At 68.9% G+C, this 25,977-nt stretch carries 30 protein-coding genes; 11 read left to right on the plus strand and 19 right to left on the minus strand.

The features are described from left to right. From AX744_RS00830 to xylB, 5 genes are all read left to right on the plus strand, one after another. Positions 1–382, plus strand: a 382-nt coding sequence (locus AX744_RS00830; RefSeq protein ID WP_157543485.1) for a zinc-binding dehydrogenase, incomplete at its 5' end; no start/stop codon positions are given. Further along, a complete protein-coding gene (locus AX744_RS00835; protein ID WP_082738358.1) occupies positions 379–1,971 on the plus strand; it encodes a sugar ABC transporter ATP-binding protein in 1,593 nt (530 codons plus the stop codon). The genes AX744_RS00830 and AX744_RS00835, both read left to right, overlap by 4 nt. Beyond that, a complete protein-coding gene (locus AX744_RS00840) occupies positions 1,968–2,975 on the plus strand; it encodes an ABC transporter permease (protein ID WP_061015123.1) in 1,008 nt (335 codons plus the stop codon). Before AX744_RS00835 ends, AX744_RS00840 begins: the two co-directional genes overlap by 4 nt. Positions 2,976–3,100: 125 nt before the next feature. After that, on the plus strand, positions 3,101–4,117 hold the full coding sequence (locus AX744_RS00845; protein WP_171011038.1) for a substrate-binding domain-containing protein: 1,017 nt from the start codon (positions 3,101–3,103) through the stop codon (positions 4,115–4,117). 118 nt (positions 4,118–4,235) lie between these two features. Continuing rightward, positions 4,236–5,633: a xylulokinase gene (xylB, locus tag AX744_RS00850; RefSeq protein ID WP_061015124.1), complete on the plus strand. Its 1,398-nt coding sequence runs from the start codon at positions 4,236–4,238 to the stop codon at positions 5,631–5,633. 2 nt (positions 5,634–5,635) lie between these two features. Here xylB and rhaI read toward each other — a convergent pair whose 3' ends face one another. From rhaI to AX744_RS00880, 6 genes are read right to left on the minus strand one after another with little or no spacing between them, the layout of a single operon-like run. After that, complete coding sequence (gene rhaI, locus AX744_RS00855) at positions 5,636–6,802, minus strand: L-rhamnose isomerase (RefSeq protein WP_061015125.1); 1,167 nt, start codon at positions 6,800–6,802, stop codon at positions 5,636–5,638. Further along, a complete protein-coding gene (locus AX744_RS00860; protein ID WP_058633004.1) occupies positions 6,799–7,161 on the minus strand; it encodes an L-rhamnose mutarotase in 363 nt (120 codons plus the stop codon). Before AX744_RS00860 ends, rhaI begins: the two co-directional genes overlap by 4 nt. Before the next feature lie 58 nt (positions 7,162–7,219). After that, the gene (gene rhaS / locus AX744_RS00865) at positions 7,220–8,251 is read right to left on the minus strand and encodes a rhamnose ABC transporter substrate-binding protein (RefSeq protein WP_061015126.1); all 1,032 of its coding nucleotides are present in this window, start codon (positions 8,249–8,251) and stop codon (positions 7,220–7,222) included. 46 nt (positions 8,252–8,297) lie between these two features. Continuing rightward, positions 8,298–9,350, minus strand: coding sequence for an ABC transporter permease (locus tag AX744_RS00870; protein WP_061015127.1), 1,053 nt, complete (start codon positions 9,348–9,350; stop codon positions 8,298–8,300). Continuing rightward, a complete protein-coding gene (locus AX744_RS00875; RefSeq protein ID WP_061015138.1) occupies positions 9,347–10,339 on the minus strand; it encodes an ABC transporter permease in 993 nt (330 codons plus the stop codon). Before AX744_RS00875 ends, AX744_RS00870 begins: the two co-directional genes overlap by 4 nt. 23 nt (positions 10,340–10,362) lie before the next feature. Continuing rightward, positions 10,363–11,889, minus strand: a complete 1,527-nt coding sequence (locus AX744_RS00880; protein WP_046748654.1) for a sugar ABC transporter ATP-binding protein — start codon at positions 11,887–11,889, stop codon at positions 10,363–10,365. A gap of 162 nt (positions 11,890–12,051) precedes the next feature. Between AX744_RS00880 and AX744_RS00885 the strand changes: the two genes are divergently transcribed. Next, positions 12,052–13,056, plus strand: coding sequence for a LacI family DNA-binding transcriptional regulator (locus AX744_RS00885; RefSeq protein ID WP_061015128.1), 1,005 nt, complete (start codon positions 12,052–12,054; stop codon positions 13,054–13,056). 41 nt (positions 13,057–13,097) lie between these two features. Here the strand turns inward: AX744_RS00885 and AX744_RS00890 are convergent, their stop codons facing one another. From AX744_RS00890 to AX744_RS00930, 9 genes are all read right to left on the minus strand, one after another. Continuing rightward, the gene (locus AX744_RS00890) at positions 13,098–13,301 is read right to left on the minus strand and encodes a hypothetical protein (RefSeq protein WP_045263865.1); all 204 of its coding nucleotides are present in this window, start codon (positions 13,299–13,301) and stop codon (positions 13,098–13,100) included. Positions 13,302–13,339: 38 nt separating this feature from the next. Next, on the minus strand, positions 13,340–13,954 hold the full coding sequence (locus tag AX744_RS00895) for a hypothetical protein (RefSeq protein WP_061015129.1): 615 nt from the start codon (positions 13,952–13,954) through the stop codon (positions 13,340–13,342). Further along, positions 13,951–14,535 carry a DUF6286 domain-containing protein gene (locus tag AX744_RS00900; RefSeq protein WP_058633000.1) on the minus strand — a complete coding sequence of 195 codons (585 nt, stop codon included), beginning with the start codon at positions 14,533–14,535 and terminating at the stop codon, positions 13,951–13,953. The genes AX744_RS00895 and AX744_RS00900 overlap by 4 nt, the downstream gene beginning before the upstream one ends. Then, entirely contained in the window at positions 14,532–14,924 is a 393-nt protein-coding gene (locus AX744_RS00905; RefSeq protein ID WP_058632999.1) for a hypothetical protein, read from the minus strand. The genes AX744_RS00900 and AX744_RS00905 overlap by 4 nt, the downstream gene beginning before the upstream one ends. Continuing rightward, positions 14,924–15,112 (minus strand): DUF2273 domain-containing protein, encoded by a 189-nt coding sequence (locus AX744_RS00910; protein ID WP_046748648.1) that lies wholly within the window; start codon positions 15,110–15,112, stop codon positions 14,924–14,926. Before AX744_RS00910 ends, AX744_RS00905 begins: the two co-directional genes overlap by 1 nt. After that, the gene (locus AX744_RS00915) at positions 15,109–15,627 is read right to left on the minus strand and encodes an Asp23/Gls24 family envelope stress response protein (RefSeq protein WP_046748647.1); all 519 of its coding nucleotides are present in this window, start codon (positions 15,625–15,627) and stop codon (positions 15,109–15,111) included. Before AX744_RS00915 ends, AX744_RS00910 begins: the two co-directional genes overlap by 4 nt. A gap of 153 nt (positions 15,628–15,780) precedes the next feature. After that, complete coding sequence (locus AX744_RS00920) at positions 15,781–16,416, minus strand: DUF1684 domain-containing protein (RefSeq protein WP_046748646.1); 636 nt, start codon at positions 16,414–16,416, stop codon at positions 15,781–15,783. A 44-nt stretch (positions 16,417–16,460) separates the two neighbouring features. Beyond that, the gene (locus AX744_RS00925; protein ID WP_061015130.1) at positions 16,461–17,276 is read right to left on the minus strand and encodes a sugar nucleotide-binding protein; all 816 of its coding nucleotides are present in this window, start codon (positions 17,274–17,276) and stop codon (positions 16,461–16,463) included. 10 nt (positions 17,277–17,286) lie between these two features. Further along, on the minus strand, positions 17,287–17,748 hold the full coding sequence (locus AX744_RS00930) for a MarR family winged helix-turn-helix transcriptional regulator (RefSeq protein WP_046748644.1): 462 nt from the start codon (positions 17,746–17,748) through the stop codon (positions 17,287–17,289). 115 nt (positions 17,749–17,863) lie between these two features. On the opposite strand from AX744_RS00930, the gene AX744_RS00935 reads away from it, so the two are divergent. Then, positions 17,864–19,060 (plus strand): MFS transporter, encoded by a 1,197-nt coding sequence (locus AX744_RS00935; RefSeq protein ID WP_061015131.1) that lies wholly within the window; start codon positions 17,864–17,866, stop codon positions 19,058–19,060. Between the two features lie 38 nt (positions 19,061–19,098). Continuing rightward, positions 19,099–20,109: an NADP-dependent oxidoreductase gene (locus AX744_RS00940; protein WP_061015132.1), complete on the plus strand. Its 1,011-nt coding sequence runs from the start codon at positions 19,099–19,101 to the stop codon at positions 20,107–20,109. A 77-nt stretch (positions 20,110–20,186) separates the two neighbouring features. Here AX744_RS00940 and AX744_RS00945 read toward each other — a convergent pair whose 3' ends face one another. Beyond that, positions 20,187–20,837: an MIP/aquaporin family protein gene (locus tag AX744_RS00945; protein WP_046748641.1), complete on the minus strand. Its 651-nt coding sequence runs from the start codon at positions 20,835–20,837 to the stop codon at positions 20,187–20,189. A 240-nt stretch (positions 20,838–21,077) separates the two neighbouring features. Between AX744_RS00945 and AX744_RS00950 the strand changes: the two genes are divergently transcribed. Continuing rightward, positions 21,078–22,463: an APC family permease gene (locus AX744_RS00950; protein WP_061015133.1), complete on the plus strand. Its 1,386-nt coding sequence runs from the start codon at positions 21,078–21,080 to the stop codon at positions 22,461–22,463. After that, positions 22,450–22,665: a hypothetical protein gene (locus AX744_RS00955; RefSeq protein ID WP_061015134.1), complete on the plus strand. Its 216-nt coding sequence runs from the start codon at positions 22,450–22,452 to the stop codon at positions 22,663–22,665. The genes AX744_RS00950 and AX744_RS00955 overlap by 14 nt, the downstream gene beginning before the upstream one ends. 16 nt (positions 22,666–22,681) lie before the next feature. Here AX744_RS00955 and AX744_RS00960 read toward each other — a convergent pair whose 3' ends face one another. The 3 genes from AX744_RS00960 to AX744_RS00970 all read right to left on the minus strand — a co-directional run bounded on the left by AX744_RS00960 (position 22,682) and on the right by AX744_RS00970 (position 25,713). Continuing rightward, positions 22,682–23,275 (minus strand): isochorismatase family protein, encoded by a 594-nt coding sequence (locus AX744_RS00960; protein WP_061015135.1) that lies wholly within the window; start codon positions 23,273–23,275, stop codon positions 22,682–22,684. A 93-nt stretch (positions 23,276–23,368) separates the two neighbouring features. Next, the gene (gene corA, locus AX744_RS00965) at positions 23,369–24,385 is read right to left on the minus strand and encodes a magnesium/cobalt transporter CorA (protein ID WP_061015136.1); all 1,017 of its coding nucleotides are present in this window, start codon (positions 24,383–24,385) and stop codon (positions 23,369–23,371) included. A gap of 35 nt (positions 24,386–24,420) precedes the next feature. After that, positions 24,421–25,713, minus strand: coding sequence for a serine hydrolase domain-containing protein (locus tag AX744_RS00970; protein ID WP_058632990.1), 1,293 nt, complete (start codon positions 25,711–25,713; stop codon positions 24,421–24,423). 144 nt (positions 25,714–25,857) lie between these two features. On the opposite strand from AX744_RS00970, the gene AX744_RS19880 reads away from it, so the two are divergent. Then, positions 25,858–25,977, plus strand: a 120-nt coding sequence (locus AX744_RS19880; RefSeq protein WP_231728713.1) for a DUF2470 domain-containing protein, incomplete at its 3' end; no start/stop codon positions are given.

A 25,977-nucleotide genomic window follows, 5' to 3' on the forward strand; every position in this document is an offset into this window, starting at 1 on the left:
GGTCGACCCCGCCGCAGGTCCCCTCGGCTCGGGATACGACTCCTTCGTCGACGCCTCGGGCTCCCCTGTCGCCGTGAAGCAGGGCATCTCCGCGCTGAAGCCCGGCGGCGTGGCCGTACTCGTCGGCATGGGTGCCGACGAGATCGCCCTCCCCGTCTCCACCATCCAGAACCGCGAGCTGGTCGTCACCGGCATCTTCCGCTACGCGAACACCTGGCCGACCGCGATCGAGCTCGTCTCTTCCGGCGCCGTCGACCTCGACGCCCTCGTGACCGGAACGTTCGGTATCGCCGAGGTCCGGGAGGCACTCGATTCCGCCGCGCAGCCCTCGACGCTGAAGAGCATCGTGCGCCCCGGCCGCGAGCACGCGGGGGACGTATGACCGACCTCGAGCGCACGGGAAGCATCACCCTCGACGAGCAGCCCGACATGCTCGCGTGCATCGACATCCGCAAGGCGTTCGGCGGGGTACCAGTGCTCAAGGGCGTCGGGCTGCATCTCGAGCCGGGCACCGTGACCGCGCTCGCGGGCGAGAACGGCGCAGGCAAGTCGACGCTCATGAAGATCGCCTCCGGCCAGATGAAGGCGGACGCCGGCCAGGTGCTGGTCCGGGGCGAGGAGCTGGCCGCGGGATCGGCACGTGACGCCCACCAGCGCGGCATCGCCATCGTGCCTCAAGAGCTCGCCTCGATCCTCGACACCACGGTGTACGAGAACATCTTCGTCGGACGGGAGCTGCGGGGGCGCCTCGGGCTCGTGGATCGTCGTCGCATGGCCAGAGAGGCCAAGGAGATGCTCGCGGAGTTCGGCGTCGACATCGACCCATCCACGCGGATGGGGTCCCTGCCGGTGGGCCTGCGCCAGATCGTCGAGATCGTCAAGGCGACCAGCACCGGCGCTCGCGTGCTGCTGCTGGACGAGCCGACCAGCGCGATCGCCGAACGCGAGGTGGCCCGTCTGATCGAGAACATGCGGATGCTGCGCGACCGCGGCGTCGCGATCCTCTTCACCACGCACAAGATGGAGGAGATCCGCGCGATCGCCGATCGGGTCGTGGTCCTCCGCGACGGCGGCCTCGTGGCGGACGCGCCGCTCTCGGAACTCAGCGACGACGACATCGTGACCGCGATGATCGGCCGCGAGCTCGAAGACCTCTTCCCCGACCTGCCGCCCGCGTCCGACGACATCGCCCTCTCGGTGCGCGGCCTCGACTACACGCCGGCTCCGCAGCCGGTCGACCTGCAGGTGCGCCGCGGCGAGATCGTCGGACTCGCGGGGCTCGTCGGCGCCGGACGCACCGAGCTCATCGAGGCGCTGTTCGGAGTGCGCTCCTCGACCGCCGGCGAGATCGCCGTCGGGGGCCGTCGCGTCCGCCGCGGACGCCCTGCCGACGCGATCACCGCAGGCATGGCGCTGGTCCCGGAGGACCGGAAGGGCGCTGGCGCCGTGCTCAGCATGGACATCCTGGCGAACGCCACCCTGCCGCGCATGGATCAGTTCTCCGTCGCGGGATGGCTCAAGGGCCGCAGCCGCGTCGACGCGGTCTCCGAGGTCATGAGTTCGGTGAGGCTGCGCAGCCGCGGCCTCGGGCAGCTCATGGAGACGCTGTCCGGCGGCAACCAGCAGAAGGTCGTGCTCGCGCGTTGGCTCACCGGCGAGGTCAAGGTCCTCCTGCTCGACGAGCCGACCCGCGGCGTCGACATCGGCGCCCGCAGCGAGATCTACCGCATCATCACCGACCTCGCCGCCTCCGGCATGGCCGTGGTCATGGCCTCGAGCGATATGCCGGAGATCCTCGCGCTGTCGCATCGCGCTCTCGTGCTCAAGGACGGGGGCGTGGTCGCCGAGCTCGACCGGGCCGCCCTCCAGCAGCCCGACGTGCAGGACCGCATCTTCCGCCTCGCGAGTGGACTCGACATCTCCGAGGCCCCCGCCAGCAACACCGCCCCCTCCGCAAAGGACGACCGATGACCGACACCCGCACCGCCGCGCAGACCTTCGTGCCCGAGTCGGAAGTGAAGCGCTTCAGCCCCACCTGGTTCGGCGACCTCGCCATCCGCTACGCGATGGTGATCGTGATGGTGCTCATCATCGCCTTCTTCCTCTACCGCAGCGCGCGCTTCGGCACGGTCGACAACCTGCAGACGATCCTCGTCGCCGCGGCACCGTTCGCCCTGATCGCCCTCGGACAGACGCTCGTGATCCTCACCGGCGGCATCGACCTGTCGGTCGGCAGTGTCATCGCCGCATCCGCCGTCTTCGGCAGCCTCACCGCGAAGGCCTTCCCCGACCACATCTGGCTCGCGATCGTCGCCGGTGTCGTCGTCGGCTTCATCGCCGGCGCGATCAACGGCTTCGTGGTCTCGGTGATCAAAGTGCCACCCTTCATCGCGACGCTCGGGATGCTCACTCTCGCATCCGGCGTCGCCTATGTCGCGGGCAACGGCGCCCCCATCACCGGGCTGCCCGCCGACTTCTCCCGCATCGCCAACGCGCAGTTCGGCGGGCTCACGCTCCCGGTGATCCTGATGATCGTCGGCATCCTGGGACTCGCGATCATCATGCGCCGCACCACGTGGGGCATGCGCGTGTACGCGATCGGCGGCAACCCGATCGCCGCGGGCATCGCCGGCATCAACGTGGGCCGCACCATCTTCAGCGTGTACGCCATCTCCGGCATGCTCGCGGGGATCTCCGGCGTCATGCTCGCCAGCCGTGTCACCCTCGGCGCACCGAACCTCGGCGTCGGGTACGAGCTCGACGCGATCGCTGCCGTCGTGATCGGCGGGGCGAGCCTGCTCGGCGGTCGCGGCTCGATCTGGGGAACCGCCCTCGGCCTGCTCCTCATCCAGACGCTCAACAACGGTCTCGACATCCTGACCGTGCCCGCGTACTGGCAGAAGGTCATCAAGGGCGTGCTCATCGTCGCGGCGGTGGCCGTCGACGTGTGGGCGACCCGACGACGAAGCCGCTAGCACACCGACGACCACCCCGACGAAGAAGACCCTGCTTCATCGCACCACCCAACGAGAGGAATCCCATGTTCACCAAGAAGAGCCGCATCGCCGCGGCTTTCGCCGTCACCTCCGTCGCAGCACTGATGCTCGCCGGGTGCGGCGCCGGCGACCCGAACGCGAACGCCGGCGGCGCAGACGACAGCGGTCAGGAGCGCATCACCATCGGCGTGAGCGTCTACGACATGTCGTCCTTCGTCACGGAGGGCAAAGAGGGCATCGAGCGCTACGCCGACGAGAACAACATCGAGATCCTGTGGAACTCCGCGGGCCTCGACGTCAACACCCAGGCCAGCCAGGTCGACCAGTACGTGACGGCCGGTGTCGACGCGATCGTCGTCATCCCCGTGCAGGCCGACTCACTGCAGCCGCAGATCGCCGCCGCGAAGGCCGCCGACATCCCCTTCTTCGACGTCAACGCCTCGCTCAACAGCGAAGACCTCACCGGCTCGGTGCAGCCCGATGACGTGGCCGCGGGTGAGCAGGAGGCGCAGATGATGATGGACGCCCTCGACGGGAAGGGAAACGTCATCATCCTGCAGGGACCGCTCGGAGGCTCGGGCGAGATCAACCGCGGAAAGGGCATCGACAACGTGCTCGCCGAGAACCCCGACGTGAAGGTGCTCGCCAAGGACACCGCGAACTGGAAGCGCGATGAGGCCGTCAACAAGGTCAGCAACTGGATCTCGGCCTTCGGCGATGACATCGACGGCGTGATCGCCCAGAACGACGACATGGGCCTCGGTGCACTGCAGGCGCTCAAGGAAGCCGGCATGACCGACGTGCCGATCGTGGGCATCGACGGGATCGCCGACGGCCTCGAGGCCGTCAAGAACGGTGACTTCATCGGAACCTCGCTGCAGAACGGCACGGTCGAGCTGTCGGCCGGTGTCGCCTACGCCGCCGCCATCGTGCGGGGCGAGGACGTCAAGGAGAACCCCGTCTACCTGATGCCCGCGATCACCAAGGACAACGTCGACGAGGCGATCGGTCACGTGGTCACGGAGCGCGACGCGTTCCTGAAGAACCTGAGCGAGATGACCAACAAGAACCTCAAGAGCGGCAACATCGCCTACGAGGGTCTCACCGGCCAGTCCGAGTGACAGCAGCGCCAGGGCCGCGGAGATGCTTCGGTGTCTTCGCGGCCCTGGCGTTCGACGGACTGGTGTCTCACGCACTGGTGTTCCACGGACTGGTCGTTCACGGATGAGGGAGAAGCGGATGCCGACATACGTCGCCGGGGTGGATTCGTCCACGCAGAGCTGCAAGGTGAGTGTGCACGACCTGGAGACGGGAGAGATCGTGCGCTCCGGCCGGGCGGCGCATCCGTCCGGCACGGAGGTGGACCCCGAGGCCTGGTGGTCGGCACTCCAGAGCGCGATCGTCGATGCCGGCGGACTGCACGACGTCGCCGCGATCTCGGTCGCCGCCCAGCAGCACGGGCTCGTGGCGCTCGACGTGCAGGGGCGCGTGGTGCGTGACGCCCTGCTCTGGAACGACGTCCGCAGCGCCGAGGCCGCGGCGGCGCTCGTGACCGAAGTCGGTGCCGAGGAATACGCGCGCCGGGTCGGAGTCGTGCCTGTGGCGTCGTTCACGGGCGCGAAGCTGCGGTGGTTGCGCGAGCACGAGCCGGCCAATGCGGCCAGGGTCGCTGCCGTCGCCCTGCCCCACGACTGGCTCTCCTGGCGGCTGCGCGGCTTCGGGCCGACGGGCGCCAGCGACCTCGGCCCCGACCTCGAGGCGCTCGCGACGGACCGCTCCGATGCCAGCGGCACTGCGTACTGGAGCGCCTCGACCGGTGCCTACGATCTCGATCTGCTCGCGCGAGCGTTCGGTCGCGTCCCGCGCCTCCCCAAGGTGCTCGGACCTGCCGAGAGGATGGGCGTCACCCGCACGGGCACGGTGGTCGGCGCGGGTCTGGGGGACAACGCCGGGGGCGCGCTCGGACTCGATGCCCGACCGGGCGACGCCGTGATCTCGATCGGCACGAGCGGCACGGTCTTCGCCGTGTCCGAACACCCGATCGCCGACGCCACCGGAGCGGTCGCCGGCTTCGCTGACGGGAGCGGGAACCATCTTCCCCTCGTCGCCACGCTCAACGCGGCGCGGGTGCTCGATGCCGTCGCGGGTCTGCTCGGCGTCGACCACGCCGAACTCGCACGCCTGGCGCTGGAGTCAGAGCCGGGTGCGGGCGGACTGGTGCTGCAGCCCTACTTCGAGGGAGAGCGCACCCCGAATCGTCCGGATGCCACGGCCACGCTGTTCGGCATGTCGCTCGCCTCCACGCGCAGGGAGACGCTGGCGCGTGCCGCGGTGGAAGGACTGCTGTGCGGGCTCGCCGACGGCCTCGACGCCATCCGCCGGTGCGGGGTGCCGGCCTCGCGCATCCTGCTCATCGGTGGCGCCGCACGCAACCCGGCGGTCTCGCGGATCGCGGCGCAGGTCTTCGACGTGCCGATCGTGGTGCCGGGAATCGACGAGGCGGTCGCCCGCGGTGCTGCCGTGCAGGCGGCGTGGGCGCTCACCGGCGAGCGTCCGTCGTGGCACGACGGCGAGGCACGTGCATTCGCGGTCGACCATCGGCCGATCATCCGCGAGCAGTACGCCGCGCGGAGCTGAGCTCAGGCGCCCCAGCCGGCCTGCACACCGCCCACACGTTCGGCGGCGATCTTCTCCTGGTATCCGGATGCGAGGTACGCGGCCATGGGATCTGCGGGAAGACCGCGCGTCTCGCGCCACTCGGCGAGGGCCGGACGCACGTCGGTGTAGAACGCATCCATGAAGACGGCGTTCGCTCCGAGCACGTCCCCCGACTTCTGCGCGGCGGTGAGGGCGTCGCGGTCGACGAGCAACGCACGGGCGGTCATCTCCTGCACGTTCAGCACCGAGCGGATCTGGCCGGGGATCTTGTCCTCGACGTTGTGGCACTGGTCGAGCATGAACGCGACGTCGGGGTTGTTCAGCCCGCCGCCGCGGATGACCTCGAACAGGATGCGGAACAGCTGGAACGGGTCGGCGGCTCCGACGATCAGGTCGTCATCGGCGTAGAAACGCGAGTTGAAGTCGAACGAGCCGAGCTTGCCGAGGCGCAGCAGCTGCATCACGATGAACTCGATGTTCGTGCCTGGCGCGTGGTGGCCCGTGTCGAGGCAGACCATCGCCTTGTCACCGAGGGAGCTGACCTGCGCGTAGGAGGTTCCCCAGTCCGGAACGTCGGTGTGATAGAACGCCGGCTCGAAGAACTTGTACTCGAGCACCAGGCGCTGGTCGTCGCCGAGGCGGTCGTAGATCCTCTGCAGCGAGTCCTGCAGTCGATCCTGACGCCCCCGCATGTCGGCCTGCCCGGGATAGTTCGACCCCTCGGCCAGCCAGATCTTGAGGTCGCGGCTGCCGGTCGCATCCATCACGTCGATGCAGGCGAGGTGGTGGTCGATCGCCTTCTGCCGGATGGCCGCGTCCTCGTGCGTGAGGGCACCGAACTTGTAGTCGTCGTCCTGGAACGTGTTGGAGTTCACGGTGCCGAGGGTCACCCCGTGGTCTTCGGCGTGCTTGCGCAGGTCGGAGTACGAATCCACCACGTCCCACGGGATGTGCAGCGCCACCGCCGGCGCGAGTGCCGTGTAGCGGTTCACCTGTGCGGCGTCGGAGATCTTCTCCCACGGGTCCCGCGGGGTGCCGGGAGTGCCGAACACCTTGAAACGCGTGCCGGAGTTGCCGAAGGCCCAGCTGGGAAGCTCGATGCCCTGCTGGGCGAGGATGGCGAGGTTCGAGGGACTGAGGATGCTCACGATGCGCTGCTTTCGTTGGGGAGACCGGAGGTGGAGAGCTGGTCTTCGAGGTGGAACACCTCGGGAAGTGTGGGTGCCGCCTGGTCAGGGCGGCCGTCGAGGCCGACGAAGAAGCGCGCCATCTCGGCTTCCCAGCGGGCGGCGACCGGCGACGCGGCCAGGTATGCCTGCGCCGCGACATCGTCGTCGGTCTCGTAGTAGCCGATGAGCTCACCGTCGGGAGCGAGGAACAGCGAGTAGTTGCGGCGACCGGCCGCGGCGATCTCGGCGAGCATCTCCGGCCACACCGGCGCGTGACGCTCGCGGTACTCGTCCAGAAGCTCCGGACGCACCTGGAGCTTCACGCATACGCGGATCATGGGGACCTTTCCGGGAGCGTCCGGCCGACACTCGTGCCGGCCGGACGCCCGAAGGTGATCAGAAGTCGAACTCGCCGATGTTGTCGGCGTTGAACACGAACGGATCGCCGAGCACCACGACGCCGTCCTCCCCGACCGTGTACTCACCGAGGTCGCCGGCGGTGAAGGTGTCGCCCTTCTCGCCGGTGATGTCGCCCTCGATCAGCGCCTGCGCCGCGAAGGCCGCCAGGTAGCCGAGGTCCTCCGGGTTCCACAGGGCGAACGACGTGACGGTGCCGTCCTCGACGTATTCGCGCATCTGGTTCGGCGTGCCGAGGCCCGTCAGCGCGACCTTACCCTTGTAGTCCGAGGTGGACAGGTAGCGGGCGGCTGCGGCGATGCCGACCGTCGTGGGCGAGATGATGCCCTTCAGGTTCGGGTGGGTCTGCAGCAGGGCCGCGGTCTTGTCGAACGACGTCTGGTCGTCGTCATCGCCGTAGACCGTCTCGACCAGGGTGATGTCGGGGTAGTCGCTGGCGAGGTAGTCCTTCATCAGGTCGATCCAGGCGTTCTGGTTGGTCGCGTTCGCCGAGGCCGAGAGGACGGCGATCTCTCCCGCACCGCCGATCTGCTCGGCGATCTGGTCGACCTGCGCCTTCGCGATGCCCTCCGAATCCGCCTGGTTGACGAAGACGTCGCGGCACTCTGGGTTGGTGTCGGAGTCGAAGGTGACGACCTTCACTCCCGCGTCGCGGGCCTCGTTCAACGCGTCGCAGATGGCCTTCGGGTCGTTCGCCGAGACGACGAGTGCCCCGACGCCCTGCTGCGTCGCGGTGTTGATGTAGCTGACCTGGGCGTCGGGAGTCGCCTCGGCCGGCCCGACCTCGGCGAACGTGCCGCCGAACTCCTCGACGGCGGCCTTGCCACCCTTGCTGGAGGTGTCGAAGTAGGGGTTTCCGAGGTTCTTGGGCAGGAAGGTGACGGCGAGGTTGCTGTCACCGCCGTCGCCTCCGCCACCGTCGCCACCGGTGCTCGTGCATCCGGACAGGGCGACCGCGGCGGCGACCGCGAGCGCAGCGACAGCGGTCACGCGTTTACGTGCAAACATCATTGTTCTGTTCCTTTCGTGAGGGTGTGCCGCAACCGCGGCGTCGGCGTCATGAAGCTGTGGGTGCGGCGCCGGTGGTCGATCGTCCCGGTCTGCGACGAGCCTTCTGCAGCCAGGCGAGGAAGCTCGCGGCCACCACCGAGATGACCAGGAGGGCGCCGGTGATGATGTTGATCACGTCGGAGGTCACGTTCATCAGACGCAGTGCGCTGGCGAGCGAGCCGATGAGCAGCGCCGCCGCGACGACCCCGTAGATCTTGCCCCGGCCGCCGAAGACCGAGACGCCGCCGAGCACGACCGCCGCGATCACCTGCAGTTCGAGGCCGGTGGCGTTGTCGCCCCGCGCGCTGCCGTAGCGGAGGGTGTAGAAGATCCCGGCGAACGCGGCGACCACTCCGGAGAGCACGAAGAGGATGAACTTCGTGCGCTCCACGTGCACGCCCGAGAACCGTGCGGCGTCCTTCGAGAGGCCGATCGCGTACACGCCACGACCGAACGGTGTGTAGTGCAGCAGCAGGATGAACGCGACCAGGAGGAGCAGGAACGGGATCATGATGACGGGGATCGTGGTGCCGGCGAGCTTCGCCTTGGCGAGATCGGTCCAGAACTCCGGGAACTCGGTGACCGCCGTCGTTCCGAGCAGGCCGACCGCGAGGCCGCGAAACAGCGCGAGCGTTCCGATGGTCACGGCGAGCGACGGCAGACCGATGACGGTCACGAGGAATCCGTTGAAGGCGCCGCCGACCAGACCGACGAGCAGCGCCGCGAGAGCCGCGACCTCGAAGGGGATCCCGCCCTGCACGAGAGCCCCCGTGACGACGCTGGAGAGGCCCACCATGCTGCCGACCGACAGGTCGATCTCGCCCGTGATCATCACCAGCGTCATGGGCAGGGCGATCAGGAGGATCGGCGCGATGTCGAGGAGCAGGTACGTCAGCGTGATCGGCTGCCCGAACCCGCGTACGGTGCTCGCGGAGACGATGATGACGACGATCAGCAGGGCGACGATCGCCATCTCCCTGGTGAGGAGCACGCGGCGCCAGAGCGGCTTGTCGAAGTCGCGGATGACCCGGGTGGTCGCGGTCGTGGTCGCGGCGGTCATGACTTGTCCCTCGCTTCGATGAGCCGTCGTTTCTGGCGGACGGCGAGCACGCGGTCGAGCACGATCGCGCCGATGATCAGCAGGCCGACGACGGCACGCTGCCAGAAGTCGGGGATGCCGAGGATGGGGAGCGCCCGGTTGATCGTGAGCAGCAGCACCGCACCGATCGCCGCGCCCCACACGGAGCCGATTCCGCCGGTGATGGCGACGCCGCCGATCACGGCGGCACCCACCGCGTCGAGCTCCCACCCGGCTCCGGCCTGCGAGTTGATGGTGCCGTAGCGGGCCGCGTAGAACACTCCGGCGAGGCCGGCGAGCGCCCCGGAGACGACGAAGGCGGTCAGCACGCGACGGGTGACGCGCAGGCCGTAGAGCTCCGCAGCCGCCGGATCGGATCCGATGGCGTAGTACTCCCGACCACCGCGCGTGTTCTTCATGTACCAGGCGGCCGCGGCGAGCACGATGAGGGCGACGATCGTGAGGATCGGGATGCCCACGAGCTGCCCGGTGCCGAGGGCCAGGAAGTCCTTCGGCATGTCGGACGCGTTCACCCGGTCGCTGCCGGTCCACAGCACGTTGATGCCGCGGTAGGCGTAGAGCGTACCGAGCGTGATCACCATGGCCGGCACCTTGGCGAAGGCGACCAGTGCCCCGTTGACGAGTCCGAGGAGGGCACCGAAGACGACAGCGGCCACGACCACGACCACGATGGGGATGCCGGGCACGTCGATGAACAGGCGGCCGGTGAGGTAGGCGGTGAGCCCCATGACCGAGCCGACCGAGAGGTCGACGTTGCGGGTGATGAGCACGATGGCCTGCCCGACAGCGACCAGCACGAGGATCGAGGGCGTGAGCAGCAGGTCGCGCCAGCCGTCGGGGCTGAACAGGAAGTTGGAGTTGTTCGTCGTGGCGGCGACGATCACGAGTGCCAGGGCGAGGAGGATGCCGAATTCGCGCGCTCGACCGAGCGCGGAGAGCTTCTTCGTCATCGACGAGACGGGGATGGCGGTGGTCACGAGGAGAGCTCCGATGCGTGCGTGGCGGCGTACATGACGTTCTCGGAAGTCGCCTCCGCGCGGGCGATCTCCGCGGTGATGCGCCCTTCGCGCATGACGAGGACGCGGTCAGCCATGCCGAGCACCTCCGGCAGCTCGGATGAGATCATGAGGATCCCCATCCCCTGCCCCGCGAGCTCGGAGAGCAGTCGGTGCACCTCCGACTTGGTGCCGACGTCGATCCCTCTGGTCGGTTCGTCGATGATGAGCACCTTCGGCTTCGTGGCGAGCCACTTGGCGAGGACGACCTTCTGCTGGTTCCCACCGGAGAGTGTCGCCGCGACCGTGTCGAGGGCGTGCGTCTTGACCTCGAGCCTGGTCGCCCATTCCCGGGCAGCGCGGTTCTCGATGCCGGTGGTGAGGAACCCCAGCTTCGCGAGCTGGCGGCGGATGGAGAGGGTGATGTTGCCGCCGACGCCCGATTCGATCACGAGCCCCTGCTTGCGGCGGTCCTCGGGCACGAGGGCGAGGCCCGCACGCATGGCCTCAGTGGGTCGGCTGCGGGGGATGCGTGCGCCCTGCATCGTGACGGAGCCCTCGCGGTACGGGTCGACGCCGAAGACGGCACGCACCACTTCGCTGCGTCCGGCTCCGACGAGGCCGGCGAGACCGACGATCTCGCCCGCGCACACGGTGAAGGAGATGTCGTGGAAGACGCCGGGACTGGTGAGGTTCTCGACCACCAGCAGCGGCGCGCCGACGGTCGTCTGCTGCTTGGGGAACAGCTCGGTCACCTCGCGACCGACCATCTGGTGCACGATCTCCTCGACCGAGGTGTCGGCGATCGCGCTGGTGGCGATGTACGCACCGTCCCGCATGACCGTGACGGTGTCGCAGAGTGAAAACACCTCGTCGAAGCGGTGCGAGATGAAGATGAGCGCACGACCCTCGTCGCGCAGACTCCGCGCGATCGTGAAGAGCCGCTCGACCTCGACGCCGGAGAGCGCGGCCGTCGGCTCGTCCATGACGAGCAGACTCGCGTCGAGCGAGACGGCCTTCGCGATCTCGATGACCTGCTGATCGGCGATGGACAGCCCCTCCGCCGGACGGTCGGGATCGATGGTGACCCCGAGCCGGGTGAAGAGGCGCTCGACCTCGTGGCGCATCCCCCTGCGGTCGATACGGCCGAAGCGCCCGGTCGGCTGTCGGCCCATGAAGATGTTCTCGGTGACGGACAGATCGGGGAACAGCGTCGGCTCCTGATAGATCACCGCGACGCCCGCGCTCTTGGACTGCGCGGTGGAGGAGAAGTCCACGTCCTCTCCATGGAACCGGAACACCCCGTCGTCGCGCTGGTAGAGACCGGCGACGATCTTCACGAGGGTGGATTTGCCCGCGCCGTTCTCGCCGACCAGGGCGTGGATGGACCCGCCGTCGACCGACAGCGTCCCGGAACGGAGGGCGACCACCGCGCCGAACGACTTGCGGATGTCGCGGAGTTCGAGCGCCGGCGGAGCACCGGAGGTGTCAGAGGGAATCGTCATCGATCGGACCTAAGCTGCAGGATCATCCCTGCGGATTGAATCGTTTTAAAGGCCGGAGCATCTGAAATTTATGACTCTCGCTGGCTTCCTGTCAAGTCACGGTTTGGTCAGTGGTACGTTTCAGGGACAGGTTTCGCGGATGGCGCGGAAAGGAATCACGCCGTGGTCGTCAGTGTTCGAGATGTCGCACTCGCCGCATCCGTCTCGGTCGGGACCGTCTCGAACGTCCTGAACCACCCGGACAAGGTGTCTCCCGCCACCGTCGAACGCGTCACAGCGGCGATCGAGAAGCTCGGCTTCGTGCGCAACGACGCCGCCAGGCAGCTGCGCGCAGGACACAGTCGCTCGATAGGCCTGGTCGTGCTCGACGTGCGCAACCCGTTCTTCACCGACATCGCCCGCGGCGCCGAGGAACGGGCCGCCGAGGCGCGGATGACGGTCACACTCGGCAACAGCGACGAGAAGGTCGAACGCGAGCGCGCCTACATCGACCTCTTCGAGGAGCAGCGCATCGCCGGTCTGCTCATCTCTCCGCTCGCCGACGACCTCCCGCGATTGCGACGTCTGCGCGATCGCGGCACCACCGTGGTGCTCGTCGACCGGGAAGTCGCCGACGAGAGCTTCTCCTCGGTATCGGTCGACGACGTCGGCGGTGGCTACCTCGCCGTGCAGCATCTCGCGGCGCAGGGACGACGACGCATCGCCTTCGTCGGGGGTCCGATGGGCATCCGACAGGTGGTCGACCGCCTGGAGGGAGCCAGCAGAGCCGCGAACGAGGCCGGCATCTCCCTCGACGTGATCCTGACCGATTCGCTGAGCGTGCTCTCGGGCCGTGCCGCCGGCGAGACCCTCAGCGCACGTGCACCCGAAGATCGACCCGATGCCGTCTTCGCCGCGAACGACCTCCTCGCGATGGGGGTACTGCAAGCACTCATGATGCGCAGCAGCATCCGGGTCCCGGACGAGATCGCCCTCATCGGCTACGACGACATCGACTTCGCGGCCGCCGCCGTGGTCCCGCTCTCGTCGATCCGCCAGCCCGCCGAACTCATCGGATACACGGCCGTCGATCTGATGCTGCGAGAAGCCGGCGGTCACGCCGGGCGGGAACGCGTGGTGTTCCAGCCCGAGCTCGTCGTGCGGGAGTCGACCGCGCGACCGGCCTGAGAGCGAGCCGTTCGCCGCGGGGCCGTTCGCCGCGGGGCCTTTCAGCGCCCGAGGGCTCTCTTCGCCTTCTTCGCCGCTCTCTCCGCCGTCTTCCGGCGCTGCTTCCTGGCCTTCGGGTCGTTCCACATCCGCACCAGCTGATGCCTCACCGACTCACCCTTGTTGATCTGCACCGTCGCCGCCCTGCTCCCGAACACGTACGCGACGAAGGCGACGCCGACGATGAGGAGGATCTTGTTGCGCATGATGCCTGCTTTCTGGGGGGCTGCGGAGGAGCGTCGGGTCAGGAGAGCCGACGCTGGTCGTGGGCGAGGCGAGCCCGCAGGCTCGTGTGCACCGAGACGAAGGTGTCGGTGTCGCGCCCCGTCAGTACGGCGAGGTTGGCGAGGAGGCGATCGACGTGGTCGACGAGCTCTCGCGGATCGGTGTTCTGACGCGGCGTCACAGCCACGTGCAGCACAGGACGGCGACGGATGTCATTGGCGGTGACCTGCGCGGACAGAACCTCATCGCGGGTGGTGAGGGAGTTCTTCACGGCGTCGGAGACGAACGACTCGTTCACGGTCACCCGACCCAGCGGGTTCTGCGCCCCGCTGGAACGCAGCACCGTCTTCGACCGACGCCCCGCGATGCTCGTGAGCGCGAGGATCAGCAGCACGATCACGACCACGATCGCTGCGACCGCGCCGATGTCGATCCACGACAGGCCGCCACCGGCGATCGCGGTCGCGGCGATGGCCTGGTCGAGCCAGGACCGGGCGTCCTTGCCTGCCGCGGTCCAGATGTCCGACAGGGTGGGCCAGCTCATGATGGCGATGCCCACCGCACCGAGGGCGAGGAACAGCAGCCCGATGATCAGCAGCAGGATGCGGTTCAACGCACGATTCGTGTTGTTCACAGCTCGTCTTCCTTCTCGGTGGGACGCTCGATGCGCACACGGGTGCGCACCTTGTCGGTCAGCCGGTACGTCTGCAGTTCCGCTTCGGCCGCTGCCTGCACGTCGGCCTTGTCCAGCGGCACTCCGATGCCGGGGCGCACGGTCACGTCGACGGTGCGGTGTCCGACACCGACGGTGATGCTGTCGCGGGCGAGACCCGTCTCCTCGGCGAGGTGCTGGGCCAGGGCGCTGGCGATCACGCCGTTGTCGACGACGACCGCGCGTCCACCCGCATCGAGGACATGCCTCGACAGGCGTCCCGGTGTGACGGCGAGCACGATGAAGACCAGTCCGATGAGGGCGAGCACGACACTGCCGGCGATCACGAGACCGGCGGGCTGTGCCGTGGGCAAGCCGATCAACCAGCCCGCCGCTGCGGCAGGACCGACCAGGAGGGCGGGCTGCGCGGCGAGGCTCAGCACGATCTCGAGTCCGATGTACGCGAGGGCGAGGATGAGCAGGACGACCGCGACGAACATCGCGACGGTTCGCGGCGAGTGCGTCTCGCGTCGGATGACGCGGCGCAGGACCGGGGTGCTCATTGCACTCGTCTCCTTTCCGGGATGACGGCACCGGTGACGGTGAGGTTGATGCGGATGACGTTGCGCCCGAGGATCGTGCTCAGGTTCTGCTGCAGCTGTTCCTGCAGTTCGCGTGCCCGCTCCAGGACGGGCACGGCCCGAGCGATCGCTGCCGTGTCGTCCAGGCTCGGGACGGGAAGGGGCGTGGCGATGCGCACGGTGACCCCGCGCGGGTGCTCCGCGACATCGACCTTCACGTCGCTGCGAGGCACCCCGATCAACGTCGCGGACGCCTTCTCGGTGACGGTGCGGTAGACGCGGTCCTTCACCTCGACGCGACCGCGGACGGCGGCCCCGCCGGCGGCGGCTCCGGAGAGCGCGCCGCCGGCGATGTGCTGGTCGGCACCCATCAGGAGGTTCGCCGCCCGGTGAAGACGTCGGCGAGTCCGCGGACGTCGAGCTTGCCGGAGGCGATCCGGCCGACGAGCGCCCCGATGCCCGCGAAGAGAGCCATGAGGAGGAATCCCCAGAACCCGAACAGCAGGGCGGCGAGGGCCAGCAGTGCGCCGATCAGGGCGCCGACCGTTGTGGCGCTCATGAGACGCGCGACTCCTCGTTGTCGTCGCTGTCGTCACCGGGCACGTGCACGTCGTTGACCTCGACGTTGACCTCGACGACCTCGAGACCGACCAGACGGCTGATCGCACCGGCGACAGCGGCACGGACGTTGTTGGCGACGTCCTGGATCGGCGCCGGGTACTCGACGACGATGGTCAGGTCGGCCGCTGCCTGCGTGTCGCCGACCTCGACCTTCACGCCCTGCGCGAGGTCGGTCGCGTTGATCACGTCGCGGATGGCGCCGAAGGCGCGTGCGCCTCCGCCACCGAGTGCGTAGACGCCGGCGACCTCACGCGCGGCGATGCCGGCGACCTTGGCCACGACACCGTCGGCGATGGTGGTCTTGCCCGCGGCGTTCTCGTCGGCGGGGACGCGCGAAGAGGAGAATCCGCTCGACCGGTCGACGCGCGACGCGGAAGCGCCGGCGGCCTTCGGAGCGGCCTGTGCGAGCTCCTTCTCGGCCGGAGCGGGGGTGGTCTGGTCCTGATTTGCCATGAGGTGTCCCATCTCGATCTGAAGACCGGCCGTGGGTCCCGTGTGGAACTCCCGCCGGGAGCGAAACGCTCGCTCGGAGATAGGACGGATGTGCCGGCGGATTCGTCACAAAGTCGTTTCCGCAGCGCCCGGGAGCGCCCGCCGACGGGGCACTCAGACGCCCGCGCCGCCGTACATCTCGCCGACGGGGACCGGAACGGAGAGCACATTGCCCGGTTGCGCGAGCGGGCACGCCCAAGCCGGGTCATAGGCGCACGAGGGGTTGTAGGCGAAGTTGAAGTCGAGCACGATCGTGCCACGCGCCGCATCGGATCCGAGATCGGCGCCCTTGATCGTGTCGACGAGATAGCGTCCGCCGCCGTAGGTCCCGCCGACACCACCGGCGAGCGCATCGCGCACGGGCACGAAGAGCCCGCCGCCGTAGGTGGTCAGTCGCCAGACATCGAGCGACCCCGCATCCGGCACCTCCACGCGCCCGATCCGCTCGAAGGGCACGATGCCGTCAGTGCCGGTCGCGAAGTCGAACCCCCCGGGGTCGGCGGGGAGGATCGGCAGCTCGAAGCGCCACTGCGCGTCGTACGAGGCGATCGGCAGCCCCTCGAACAGCGCTCGGTCCTCGGGCAGCAGCGGCGTCGCCGGGTGGTGGAGCATCAGATCGTCGCGCTCGATCCGCCAGAGCTCGTGCGCTTCCTCCGCGGAGTCGGCGCCGCGCACGGCGTCGTACAGGGCGAACACCCGACGTCGCCAGTCGACGACCTCGAGGGCGGTGCGTGCAGGTGCGCTGGTCATGCCCTCAGGCTAGACGCCGTCGCGGAGATCCGGTGCGGCCCCCGTCAGGCGGTGTCGACCATCCGCGCGTAGCCCGACTCGTACGTCGGGTGTTCCAGGCCACCGAGGAGGGAGAGCAGCAGAGTCCCGTCGTACACGACGCCGCGCGGTCCGGCCGGCCCCGAATCCGGCGGCACCTGCGCATTCAGCCGTGCGGCGAGGAACCGCACGACGTCTCCGAGTGGAGCGGGTCCCTGGTCGACGGCATGCAACACGCGAGGCGGGTCGTCCATCCGCAGCAGCAGGTCGAGGGTGCGCACGAGGTCGCTCTCGTGGATGCGGTTCGTGCGGCGGGAATGATCGACGGCCGCGCCCTCGCGCACCTTCCGCACCAGGAAATCCCGCCCCGGCCCGTAGATGCCAGCCGGGCGCACGACGACGGCGTCGAAGAGCTCCACCGCGGCCCTCTCGCCGTCGACGAGTCCGCGCGATCGCAGTGTCGTCGGCGTCGGCTCGTCCTCCTCCGTCAGAGGATGATCGGGATCCGCCCCCTCGAACACCCCCGTCGAGGAGACGAAGACCGTCCGGGCGGGAGGATCCGGGAGGGCGCACGCGAGGTGCCCCAGAGCAGTGCGGTAAGAGGTCTCGGTATCGCCGGGCGGCAGCGTGACGAGCACCGCGTCGACCCGCTCGAGAGAAGTCGGCAACGGGTGCGCCAGGTCGGCGGCGATGCCCCGGACCCCGTCGGGAAGTGCTCCCTCGGTGCGTCGGAGCGCGATCACCTCCTCGCCGCGGGCGAGAAGCAGTGGCGCGAGGCGGGCGGCGAGCTTGCCGTAGCCGACGAGGAGGGTGCGGCGGGGTGCCGGATCGAGAGCGCTCACGGAGCTCCGCTCAGCCGGCGGTCAGCACAGGGAGTGCGACGCCGTGCAGCGCATCGACTACGGGAGCGAGCTCGGGCTGCGCCGCTGCTTCCTCCAGCACCTGCTCGAGCGCCGCATCGTGGATGGGGTGCGCGCGTTCGTACAGCTCGCGGCCGGCGGGAGTGAGCTCGGTGTAGATGCCGCGACGGTCGTCGGCGCAGAGGATGCGCGTGAGGAGGCCTCGATCCTCCAACCGGTTCACCAGCCGCGTGGTGGCGCTGGGGCTCAGGGCTGCCGCACGGGCGAGCTGCTGCATGCGCATGTGCCACCCGTCCTGGCGATCGAGGGCATCGAGCACGGTGTACTCGACCACGGAGAGCTCGACCGTCTCACCCAGGCGCCGCTCGAGAGCAGTCTCGATCAGCCCGTGCAGCGCGGCGAGCGTGCGCCACCCCTGTGCGCGCACCTCGACGGCGTCGTCACCGATTCCCATGGCCACCCTCCGCGATAGTTGCTTGCGCCATATACTTGCGTGTGCAATCATTATCCTTCGACGCGCAATATGCCGCGCCTGCAAACATTCCCTCCAATCTATCAGGAGAGTCGTCATGCCTCTAGGACTGATCGCCCTCGCCATCGGGGCGTTCGGCATCGGGCTCACCGAATTCGTGATCATGGGCCTGCTCCCCGACGTCGCCCGAGACTTCGGGGTCACCGAGTCGGCTGCCGGCTGGCTCATCTCCGGTTACGCACTCGCCGTCGTCGTCGGCGCACTCGTGCTCACCGCAGCGGCCACGCGGTTGCCCCGCAAGCCCGTGCTGCTCGGTCTGATCGTGCTCTTCATCATCGGCAACGTGCTCACCGCGCTCGCGGACGACTACGGCACAGCGATGGTCGGCCGCATCGTCGCCGCCCTCTGTCACGGCGCGTTCTTCGGCATCGGCTCCGTGGTCGCCGCCGGCCTGGTCGCCCCCGAGAAGAAGGCCGGCGCGATCGCGATCATGTTCACCGGCCTCACTGCCGCGAACGTCTTCGGAGTGCCGTTCGGCACCTTCCTCGGCCAGGAGCTGGGATGGCGCTCGACCTTCTGGGCGATCTCGGGCATCGGCGTGCTGGCGTTCATCGGTATCGCCCTGCTCGTGCCGCGCCTCCCCCGCCCCACCGAACAGGTGAGCCTCCGCGGGGAGCTGGCGGCGTTCCGTTCGGGACAGGTCTGGTTCTCGCTCGTCATCACGATCCTCGCGTTCGGCGGGATGTTCGGCGCCTTCACCTACATCGCCTACACGCTGACCGAGGTGAGCGGATTCGCGTCGTCCGCCGTGCCGTGGCTGCTGGTGCTCTTCGGCGCCGGCCTCGTGCTCGGCAACTGGCTGGGCGGGCGTCTCGCCGACCGCGCGATCGACCGTACTCTCCTGATCTTCATCGCCGCACTCGTCGTCGTCCTCGCCGTGTTCGCGATGTCAGCGCAGTCCGGCATCGCGACGATCATCGCCCTGTTCCTGATGGGCGGCTTCGGATTCGGCACCGTTCCCGGGCTGCAGAGCCGTGTCATGAAGTACGCCGGAGGCGCTCCGACCCTCGCCTCCGGGGCCAACATCGGCGCGTTCAACGTCGGCAACGCACTCGGCGCCTGGGCGGGCGGACTCGGCATCTCCGCAGGACTCGGCTACACCTCCCCGATCTGGCTGGGCGCGATCCTCACCGCCATCGCCCTGATCGTGATGGTCGCCGCCGCCGCGCGTGCGCGGAGCACCGCGACCCGCGAGGCGACCCCCACCGCGACCACACCCGTGCCCGTCGACTGAGCCGCGCCCGGACCCTCACCGGCTCCTAGGCTGGCCTCATGGCATCCGAACCGGCGGACACGACATCACGACGCGTCGTGTTCCGCCGTTTCGGCGGCCCCGAGGTGCTCGAACTCGAAAGTCGAGCGGTACCGCGCCCGGCCCGCGGCGAAGTGCTCGTCCGCATAGCGGCCGCCGGAGTGAACCCGGTGGACTGGAAGCTGTTCAGCGGACGGCCGATGCACGATCCCTACGAGCGCAGCCTCCCTTCGGGCAACGGCTACGACTTCTCCGGCACGATCCAGGCGCTCGGCGATGGGGCGGGCGAAGCCCGGGCTCACGACGCGCGCGGTTGGCGGATCGGCGATGCGGTGTTCGGTGGGCTCCGCTACCACGCGCAGGCGGACCACCTCGTGATCGACCCCGCCGTGCTGGTCGAGGTTCCCGCAGGTCTCGGTCTCGTCGAAGCAGGCGCCCTCAACGTCACCGGCCGCACAGCCGTCGCCAGCGTGCGGTCACTGGGGATCACCGCGGGTGATGTCGTCCTCGTCAGCGGTGCAGCCGGTGGTGTCGGCATCCTCACCGCCCAGCTCTGCGTGCTGCGCGGGGCCCGCGTGCTCGGAACGGCCAGCCCGAGGAATCACCCCCTGCTGCGCCGCCTCGGCATCGAGCCTCTCCCCTACGGGCCTGCTCTCGCGGATCTGCTCCGCGCCGCCGCGCCGGAGGGCGTCACCGCCGTCCTCGACACGGTCGGCCACGGCTCGGTCGAGCTGGCTCTCGCACTCGGCGTTCCCGCCGACCGCATCAACACGATCGCCGACTACGACGCCCGCGCGCGGCATCCGGTCCGGGGCGTCGGAGGGTCGGCTGCCGGCACCGAAGAGCTCGGGATCATCGCGCAGCTGATCGCCGACGGTCGCGTCAAGATGCCGATCGACTCCGTGCACCCGCTCGAGGAGGTCAGAGCGGCATACACGAGGTCCATCGCCGGACGCGCGTCCGGGAAGATCGTGCTCACCACCGCTACGAGCCGTCGCCCCCACGAGCATCCGCCGCACGGCGGACTCTGACGACGGATGCTCGCCGCCCCACGCAGAAGCGCCGCACCCCCGGGAGAGGATGCGGCGCTTCGTGCATGCAGCGGTGGTTACTCCGCGGCGGCGATCTTCTTGGCGTCGTCCGTGTTGAGCACGCGGAACAGGATCGCCGCGATCACGGCACCGACGACCGGGGCGACGATGTAGAGCCACAGCGAGCTCCACGCGAAGTGGCCGCTCACCGAGAGGCCGAGTGCGACGGCGGGGTTGAAGCCACCACCGGAGATCGATCCGACGGTCGCCGCACCGACGAACACGGTCGCACCGATCGCGAGCCCGTAGAACGAGTTGCCGGCGGTGTCCTTCGACGTGGCCGTGTTGAGCACGACCCACACCAGGATCAGCGTGAAGAGCGCCTCGACCAGGAACGCTGGGCCGACCTCGATGACCATGGCCTTCTCGCCCGCCGGCCACACGGACATGCTGACGAGCGCAGCGACCGCACCACCGACGAACTGGGCGATGAGGTAGCTGATGAAGTCGACGACGCTGAGGCCGCCGCGCAGGAAGACACCGACCGAGACGGCCGGGTTGAGGTGAGCACCGGAGATGTGGCCCGTCGAGAACACGAGCACCATCAGGGTGAAACCGATCGCGAGCGGAGTCAGCGGGCTGTCGCTGTTCACTGCCGCGATGATCGCGAGGACGAAGAGGAAGGTGGCGATCGCTTCTGCGAGCGCCTTGCGTGCGGTACCGGTCATGAGAGAGCCCCTTGTCTTGGGAGTTCGAGAGAGGAAGCCCGCGCATCCGGCCGGTCCGCCCCTCGTGCGGCACCGAGGATATCGCCGCGCCGGCCGCGATTCCGGGAGCCGCGCGGACTTTCTGTGAATCCGCTGAGTACTCCGGGGCGGAGGCACGGAAGACGGCCGCCTGCCTCGTGGTCCGGTCCGGCCATGTCAACCCCGTGGTCGGACCGTTGGGCGCCCGTTTAGCCTGCTCGCATGACCACCGAGACCGCGCCGCAGGCCGAATCCCCGACCCGCCTGCGGAAAGCGATCACCGGCCCCCTCCTGTTCGCGTTCATCCTCGGCGATGTGCTGGGTGCGGGCATCTACGCGCTGATGGGTGTGCTCTCCGAGAAGGTCGGGGGGATGCTGTGGGCCCCGCTGCTCCTGGCATTGCTGCTCGCCATGCTCACGGCCGGATCCTATGCCGAGCTCGTGACCAAGTACCCTCGCGCTGGGGGCGCTGCCCTGTTCGCGGAGCGCGCGTTCCACAGCCCCCTCGTCTCGTTCCTGGTGGGGTTCAGCATGCTCGCGGCGGGCGTGACCAGCGCGGCCGGACTCGCCATCGCGTTCGCCGGCGACTACCTTGGCACCTTCCTCGACCTGCCCACCATCCCTGTCGCGATCGCCTTCCTCGCACTCGTCGCCCTCCTCAACGCCCGCGGAATCCGCGAATCCATGGGCGCCAACCTCGTGATGACCGCGATCGAGCTCAGCGGCCTGGTGATCGTGATCGCCGTGGTGGCGGTCTTCTTCTTCGGCGGTGGCGGCGATGCCTCCCGCACCGTCGAGGGCCCTGAGGGGACCGGCGTCGCCATCGCCGTGCTGTCCGGAGCGGTCATCGCCTACTACTCCTTCGTGGGTTTCGAGACCTCCGCCAACATGATCGAAGAGGTGAAGAATCCGCGTCGCACGTATCCCCGCGCCCTGTTCGGAGCCCTCATCACCGCCGGCGCCGTCTACATCCTGGTGGGTCTCGCGAGCTCGATCGCCCTGCCGCCAGCCGAGCTGCAGGAGTCGAGCGGCCCGCTGCTGGCCGTGGTCGAGGCGACGGGAGCAGGCATCCCGTCGTGGCTGTTCAGCCTGATCGCGCTCGTCGCCGTGGCCAACGGCGCCCTGCTCACGATGATCATGGTCAGCCGTCTCACCTACGGCATGGCGGAGCAGGGGCTGCTTCCCTCCGCTCTCGGACGCGTGCTCCCGAAGCGCAAGACCCCATGGGTCGCGATCCTCACCACCACCCTCGTGGCGATGGGCCTGACACTCGTCGGCGATCTGGCCACCCTCGCCGAGACCGTGGTGCTGCTGCTCCTCGTCGTCTTCCTGAGCGTCAACGTCTCCGTGCTGGTGCTGCGTCGCGACCGCGTCGAGCACGACCACTTCCGTGTCTGGACCTTCGTGCCCGTGCTCGGGATCGCCTCCTGCATCCTGCTACTCACCCAGCAGCGACCTGCGGTGTGGCTCTTCGGGGCGATCCTGCTCGCGGTCGGCGGCGTGCTCTACGCGCTGGCGCGCTGGAGCAGAAGACATGCGGAGAAGAAGAACGCCCCCTCCGGCGGAGAGCCCGCCGGCGACCAGAAGGAGAACCATGAACACGCCTGAACACACGTCGGACGACGAGATGACGAGCGCGGAGAAGCGACACGATCAGCTGACATCAGCCCCCGACGCCACCGAGGCCGACGCCGCCCCCCGCGTCGAGGTCACCGAGCACGACGGCAACACCCGCATCGACATCGCCCCCGAGGCGCCGGTGCGTCCGGGCCCGGGGCCCGGCATGCCAGAGGCCGACCCCGAGGACTGAGTCCCCCTGCTCAGGGTCACGGCGCGGCGGGCGCCTCATCCACGGATGCGCCCACCCGCTCCCGGGTGCTGCCGATCGTGGCGAAGCCGCGGGCGGCGAGGATGCTCTCGGTGCGTCGCATGATGTCCTCCCCCGACACCGCCGCCAGAGCACCCGCCGCCGGGATCGACGACGTCGTGGTGGCGTCCGTGATGAACTCGACCTCGAAGCCGAGGTCGGCCGCCACCCGAGTCGTCGTCTCGCAGCACTGCTCGGTGCGGATGCCGCACACCACCAGCCGGCGGATGCCGTCGCGGCGCAGCCTCTCCTCGAGGTCGGTCGACGCGAAGGCGTTGATGGTGGTCTTCGTCAGCGCCGGCTCCGAGGCGAGAGGCTCGAGAGCGTCGATCACGCGCACGAACCCGTTGACCGGGTCGAACACGCCGCCGGACCCGGGCTCGGAGTGGGTGATCCAGACGACCTCGTCCCCCACGCGACGGGCATGCGCGACGAGGAGCGCGATGTTCTCGAGCACGGCGGGGTTCGCGGTGGTCGCCCAGTCATCGGCGCGCTGACGGAACGACTCCTGCGCATCGACGACGAGCAGGGCGGTGTCGGAGTGAGCGTTCATCCGCTCATCGTCGCCGGTGCCTGGTTCGTCGGCAAGGAGAGGAACCGTCGCCGAGCATACGATTCCGGACAGCTCCGGCCACCGCGACGGCGCCTAGAGCCAGCCCTTGCGCTTGAACGCGGCGTAGAGACCGAAGCCCAGCGCGACAATCATCGCGATCGCCATGGGGTAGCCGAGCAGCCAGTGCAGTTCGGGCATGTGGTCGAAGTTCATGCCGTAGATCGTGCCGACGAGCGTCGGGGCGAACAGGATGGCCGCCCACCCCGAGATCTTCTTGACCTCGTCGTTCTGACGGATGCTGAGCTCCGTCATCCGCCGCATCTCCTCGTTCTGGCGACGCGCGACGATGGTCGACTCCACCGTGAGCGCGTTGTCGAGCACGGTGCGGAACGTGGTCGCGCGGTCGCTCACGCGCAGGGTGTGATCCAGCACGTCGCGAAGGTAGCGACGCAGCTCCTCGCCCACCTCGTACTTGTCGGACCCGCGCAGGAGCGCCTCGAGCATTCCCGAGAGCGGCTGCGTTGCACGCTGGAAGTCGATGACCTCCCTGCCCAGGTCGTAGATGCGCTGCGTGGCGTCGGTGTCTTCCTCGAACAGCTGGCTCTCGATCTCGTCGATGTCGTTCTCGAGGCCGGCGAGCACTGGCGTGTACTCGTCGACGACCTCGTCGAGGATGGCGTAGAGCACGGCCTCCGGACCGTGGGAGAGGAGCGCAGGGTCGGCTTCCAGGCGCCGTCGGACACGACCGAGATCGGGGGCTTCCGCGTGCCGGATCGTCACGACGAAGTCCGGCCCGACGAGGACGTGCACCTCGCCGAACTCGACCTCTTCGACGTCATCGAGATAGCGGGCGGGTCGCAGCACCATGAACAGCACGTCGCCGTAGCGCTCGAGCTTGGCGCGCTGATGACCGGAGAGGGCGTCCTCCACGACGAGCGCATGGATGCCGAACTCGTCGGCGACCGCGCGGATCTCCTCCTCGCTCGGCCGGTAGAGGCCGATCCAGCCCATGCCGCCGCGCTCGCGCATGCGCTCGAAGGTCTCGCTGAGCGTCACCGGGTTCTCGGTGCGGACGCCATCCACGTAGATCGCATTGTCGATGATCGCCATCGTCACCCCTTCGCGCGACTGTCAGTCGGAGCGGCTCACTCGGCGGCGGGCGGGGCCACGCACGGGAGCGCGGCCTCGGCCGTGCCCTGGTGGTACTGCTCCGCCGTGAACGGCAGCCCGAACTCCGGTGCCGTCTGACCAGCCGCTGCCGGGGCCTTCGACGCGATGGCGGCGAGCTCCCACGAGAGCTGCTGGGCGAACAGCGCTCCACCCGTGGAGTCGTTGAGCACGACGGCCACGGTGAATCCGGTCGCCGGGTCGGAGTATGCCGCGGTGGCGTAACCCGGGGTCCACCCGTGCTGGCCGATCATCGAGCCGACCAGGTAGGCGCCACCGGTGGCCTGGTACCAAGACGGTGCGCCGTCTCTGGCCGGCAACGGGTCGCCGAAGCGGTCAGGCTTGTCCTTCGTGCGCAGCGCCTGCTGGGCTTCGGCCTGCGCATACCGGCCGAGATCGGTGATGGTCGACACGACGCCCGAATCGGTGAAGCCCGTGCTCGACGACAGCGTGCTGATGTCGACGGGTGCCGCGCAGTCGTATCCGCCCTCGACGGCGTTCAGGAAGTGTCCGTTCAGGGACTCCCCGCTTCCCGGCTTCCCTGGGGTCGGTCCCGGCAGCGAGGTGTCCGAGAGTCCGAGCGGCTCTGTGACGTACTCCGCGATCAGTTCGGAGGCCGTCATGCCCGAGGCGCGTTCGAGAGCAAGGCCGAGCAGCAGGTAGCCGGCGTCGGAGTCGCGGAACGTCGTGTGCGGTGCGACCCGGTCGCGTGCCAGGCCGAAGCCCGCAAGCTCCAGCGGGGACCACACCCGGTCGGGGGTGTTCAGCCAGGCCGACTTCACGGTCTCCTCGGAGGACCCGGCACCGCTGGTCCCGTTGCAGAGGTCGAGGAGGGTGATACCCTCCTCGCGCATGTCAGCGACACCGGAGACGTAGTCGGCGACGTTCGCGTCCAGCTCGACCACCTTCCGGTCGGCGAGGGCGTAGAGGACGTCGCAGGTCATCAGACGGGTCACGTCCGCGATGCGGAAGGACATGTCCGTCGACAGCTCGGCTCCACCCTCGCGATCCTGAGTGCCGATGCCCGCCACCCAGCTTCCGCTCCAGGGCGCCCAGACGCCGACGATGGCGCCCGACGCGCCGGACGCGGTGATCGCGTTCTCGACGGCCGCCTGCATCGCGGCGACGGTGTCGTCAGGGAGCGAACCGTCCACCTGAGCGGGAGGCGTGTAGGAGAAGGACTCCTCGGAAGAGCATCCGGTGAGGACGAGAGCGAGCACGGCCGCCGTCGCCGTTGCGGCGCGCCACCGGCGCGACGAGAGAAGCTGCATGGATAGAACCCCCGAAGACGTGTCTCCCGAGTCTAGAGCGCCGATGCTGAAAGTCGGCCCCGCGACGGGGTCGGAGGTCGACATAGGGTGGGGAGCGTGCCCCACACCTTCGATGCAGACGTGATCACCGCCGTCCTCCGCCACATGAACGGCGACCACACCGACGACAACCTGCTCATCGCACGAGCCTTCGCCGACACCTCGGACGCGCACATCACGGACTCCGTCATGACCGGATTCGACGGCGAGGCGGGGACATGGGAC

The organism is Microbacterium sp. CCH5-D1, assembly GCF_001557335.1.
In the GTDB taxonomy this organism is placed as follows: Bacteria; Actinomycetota; Actinomycetes; order Actinomycetales; family Microbacteriaceae; genus Microbacterium; species Microbacterium oxydans.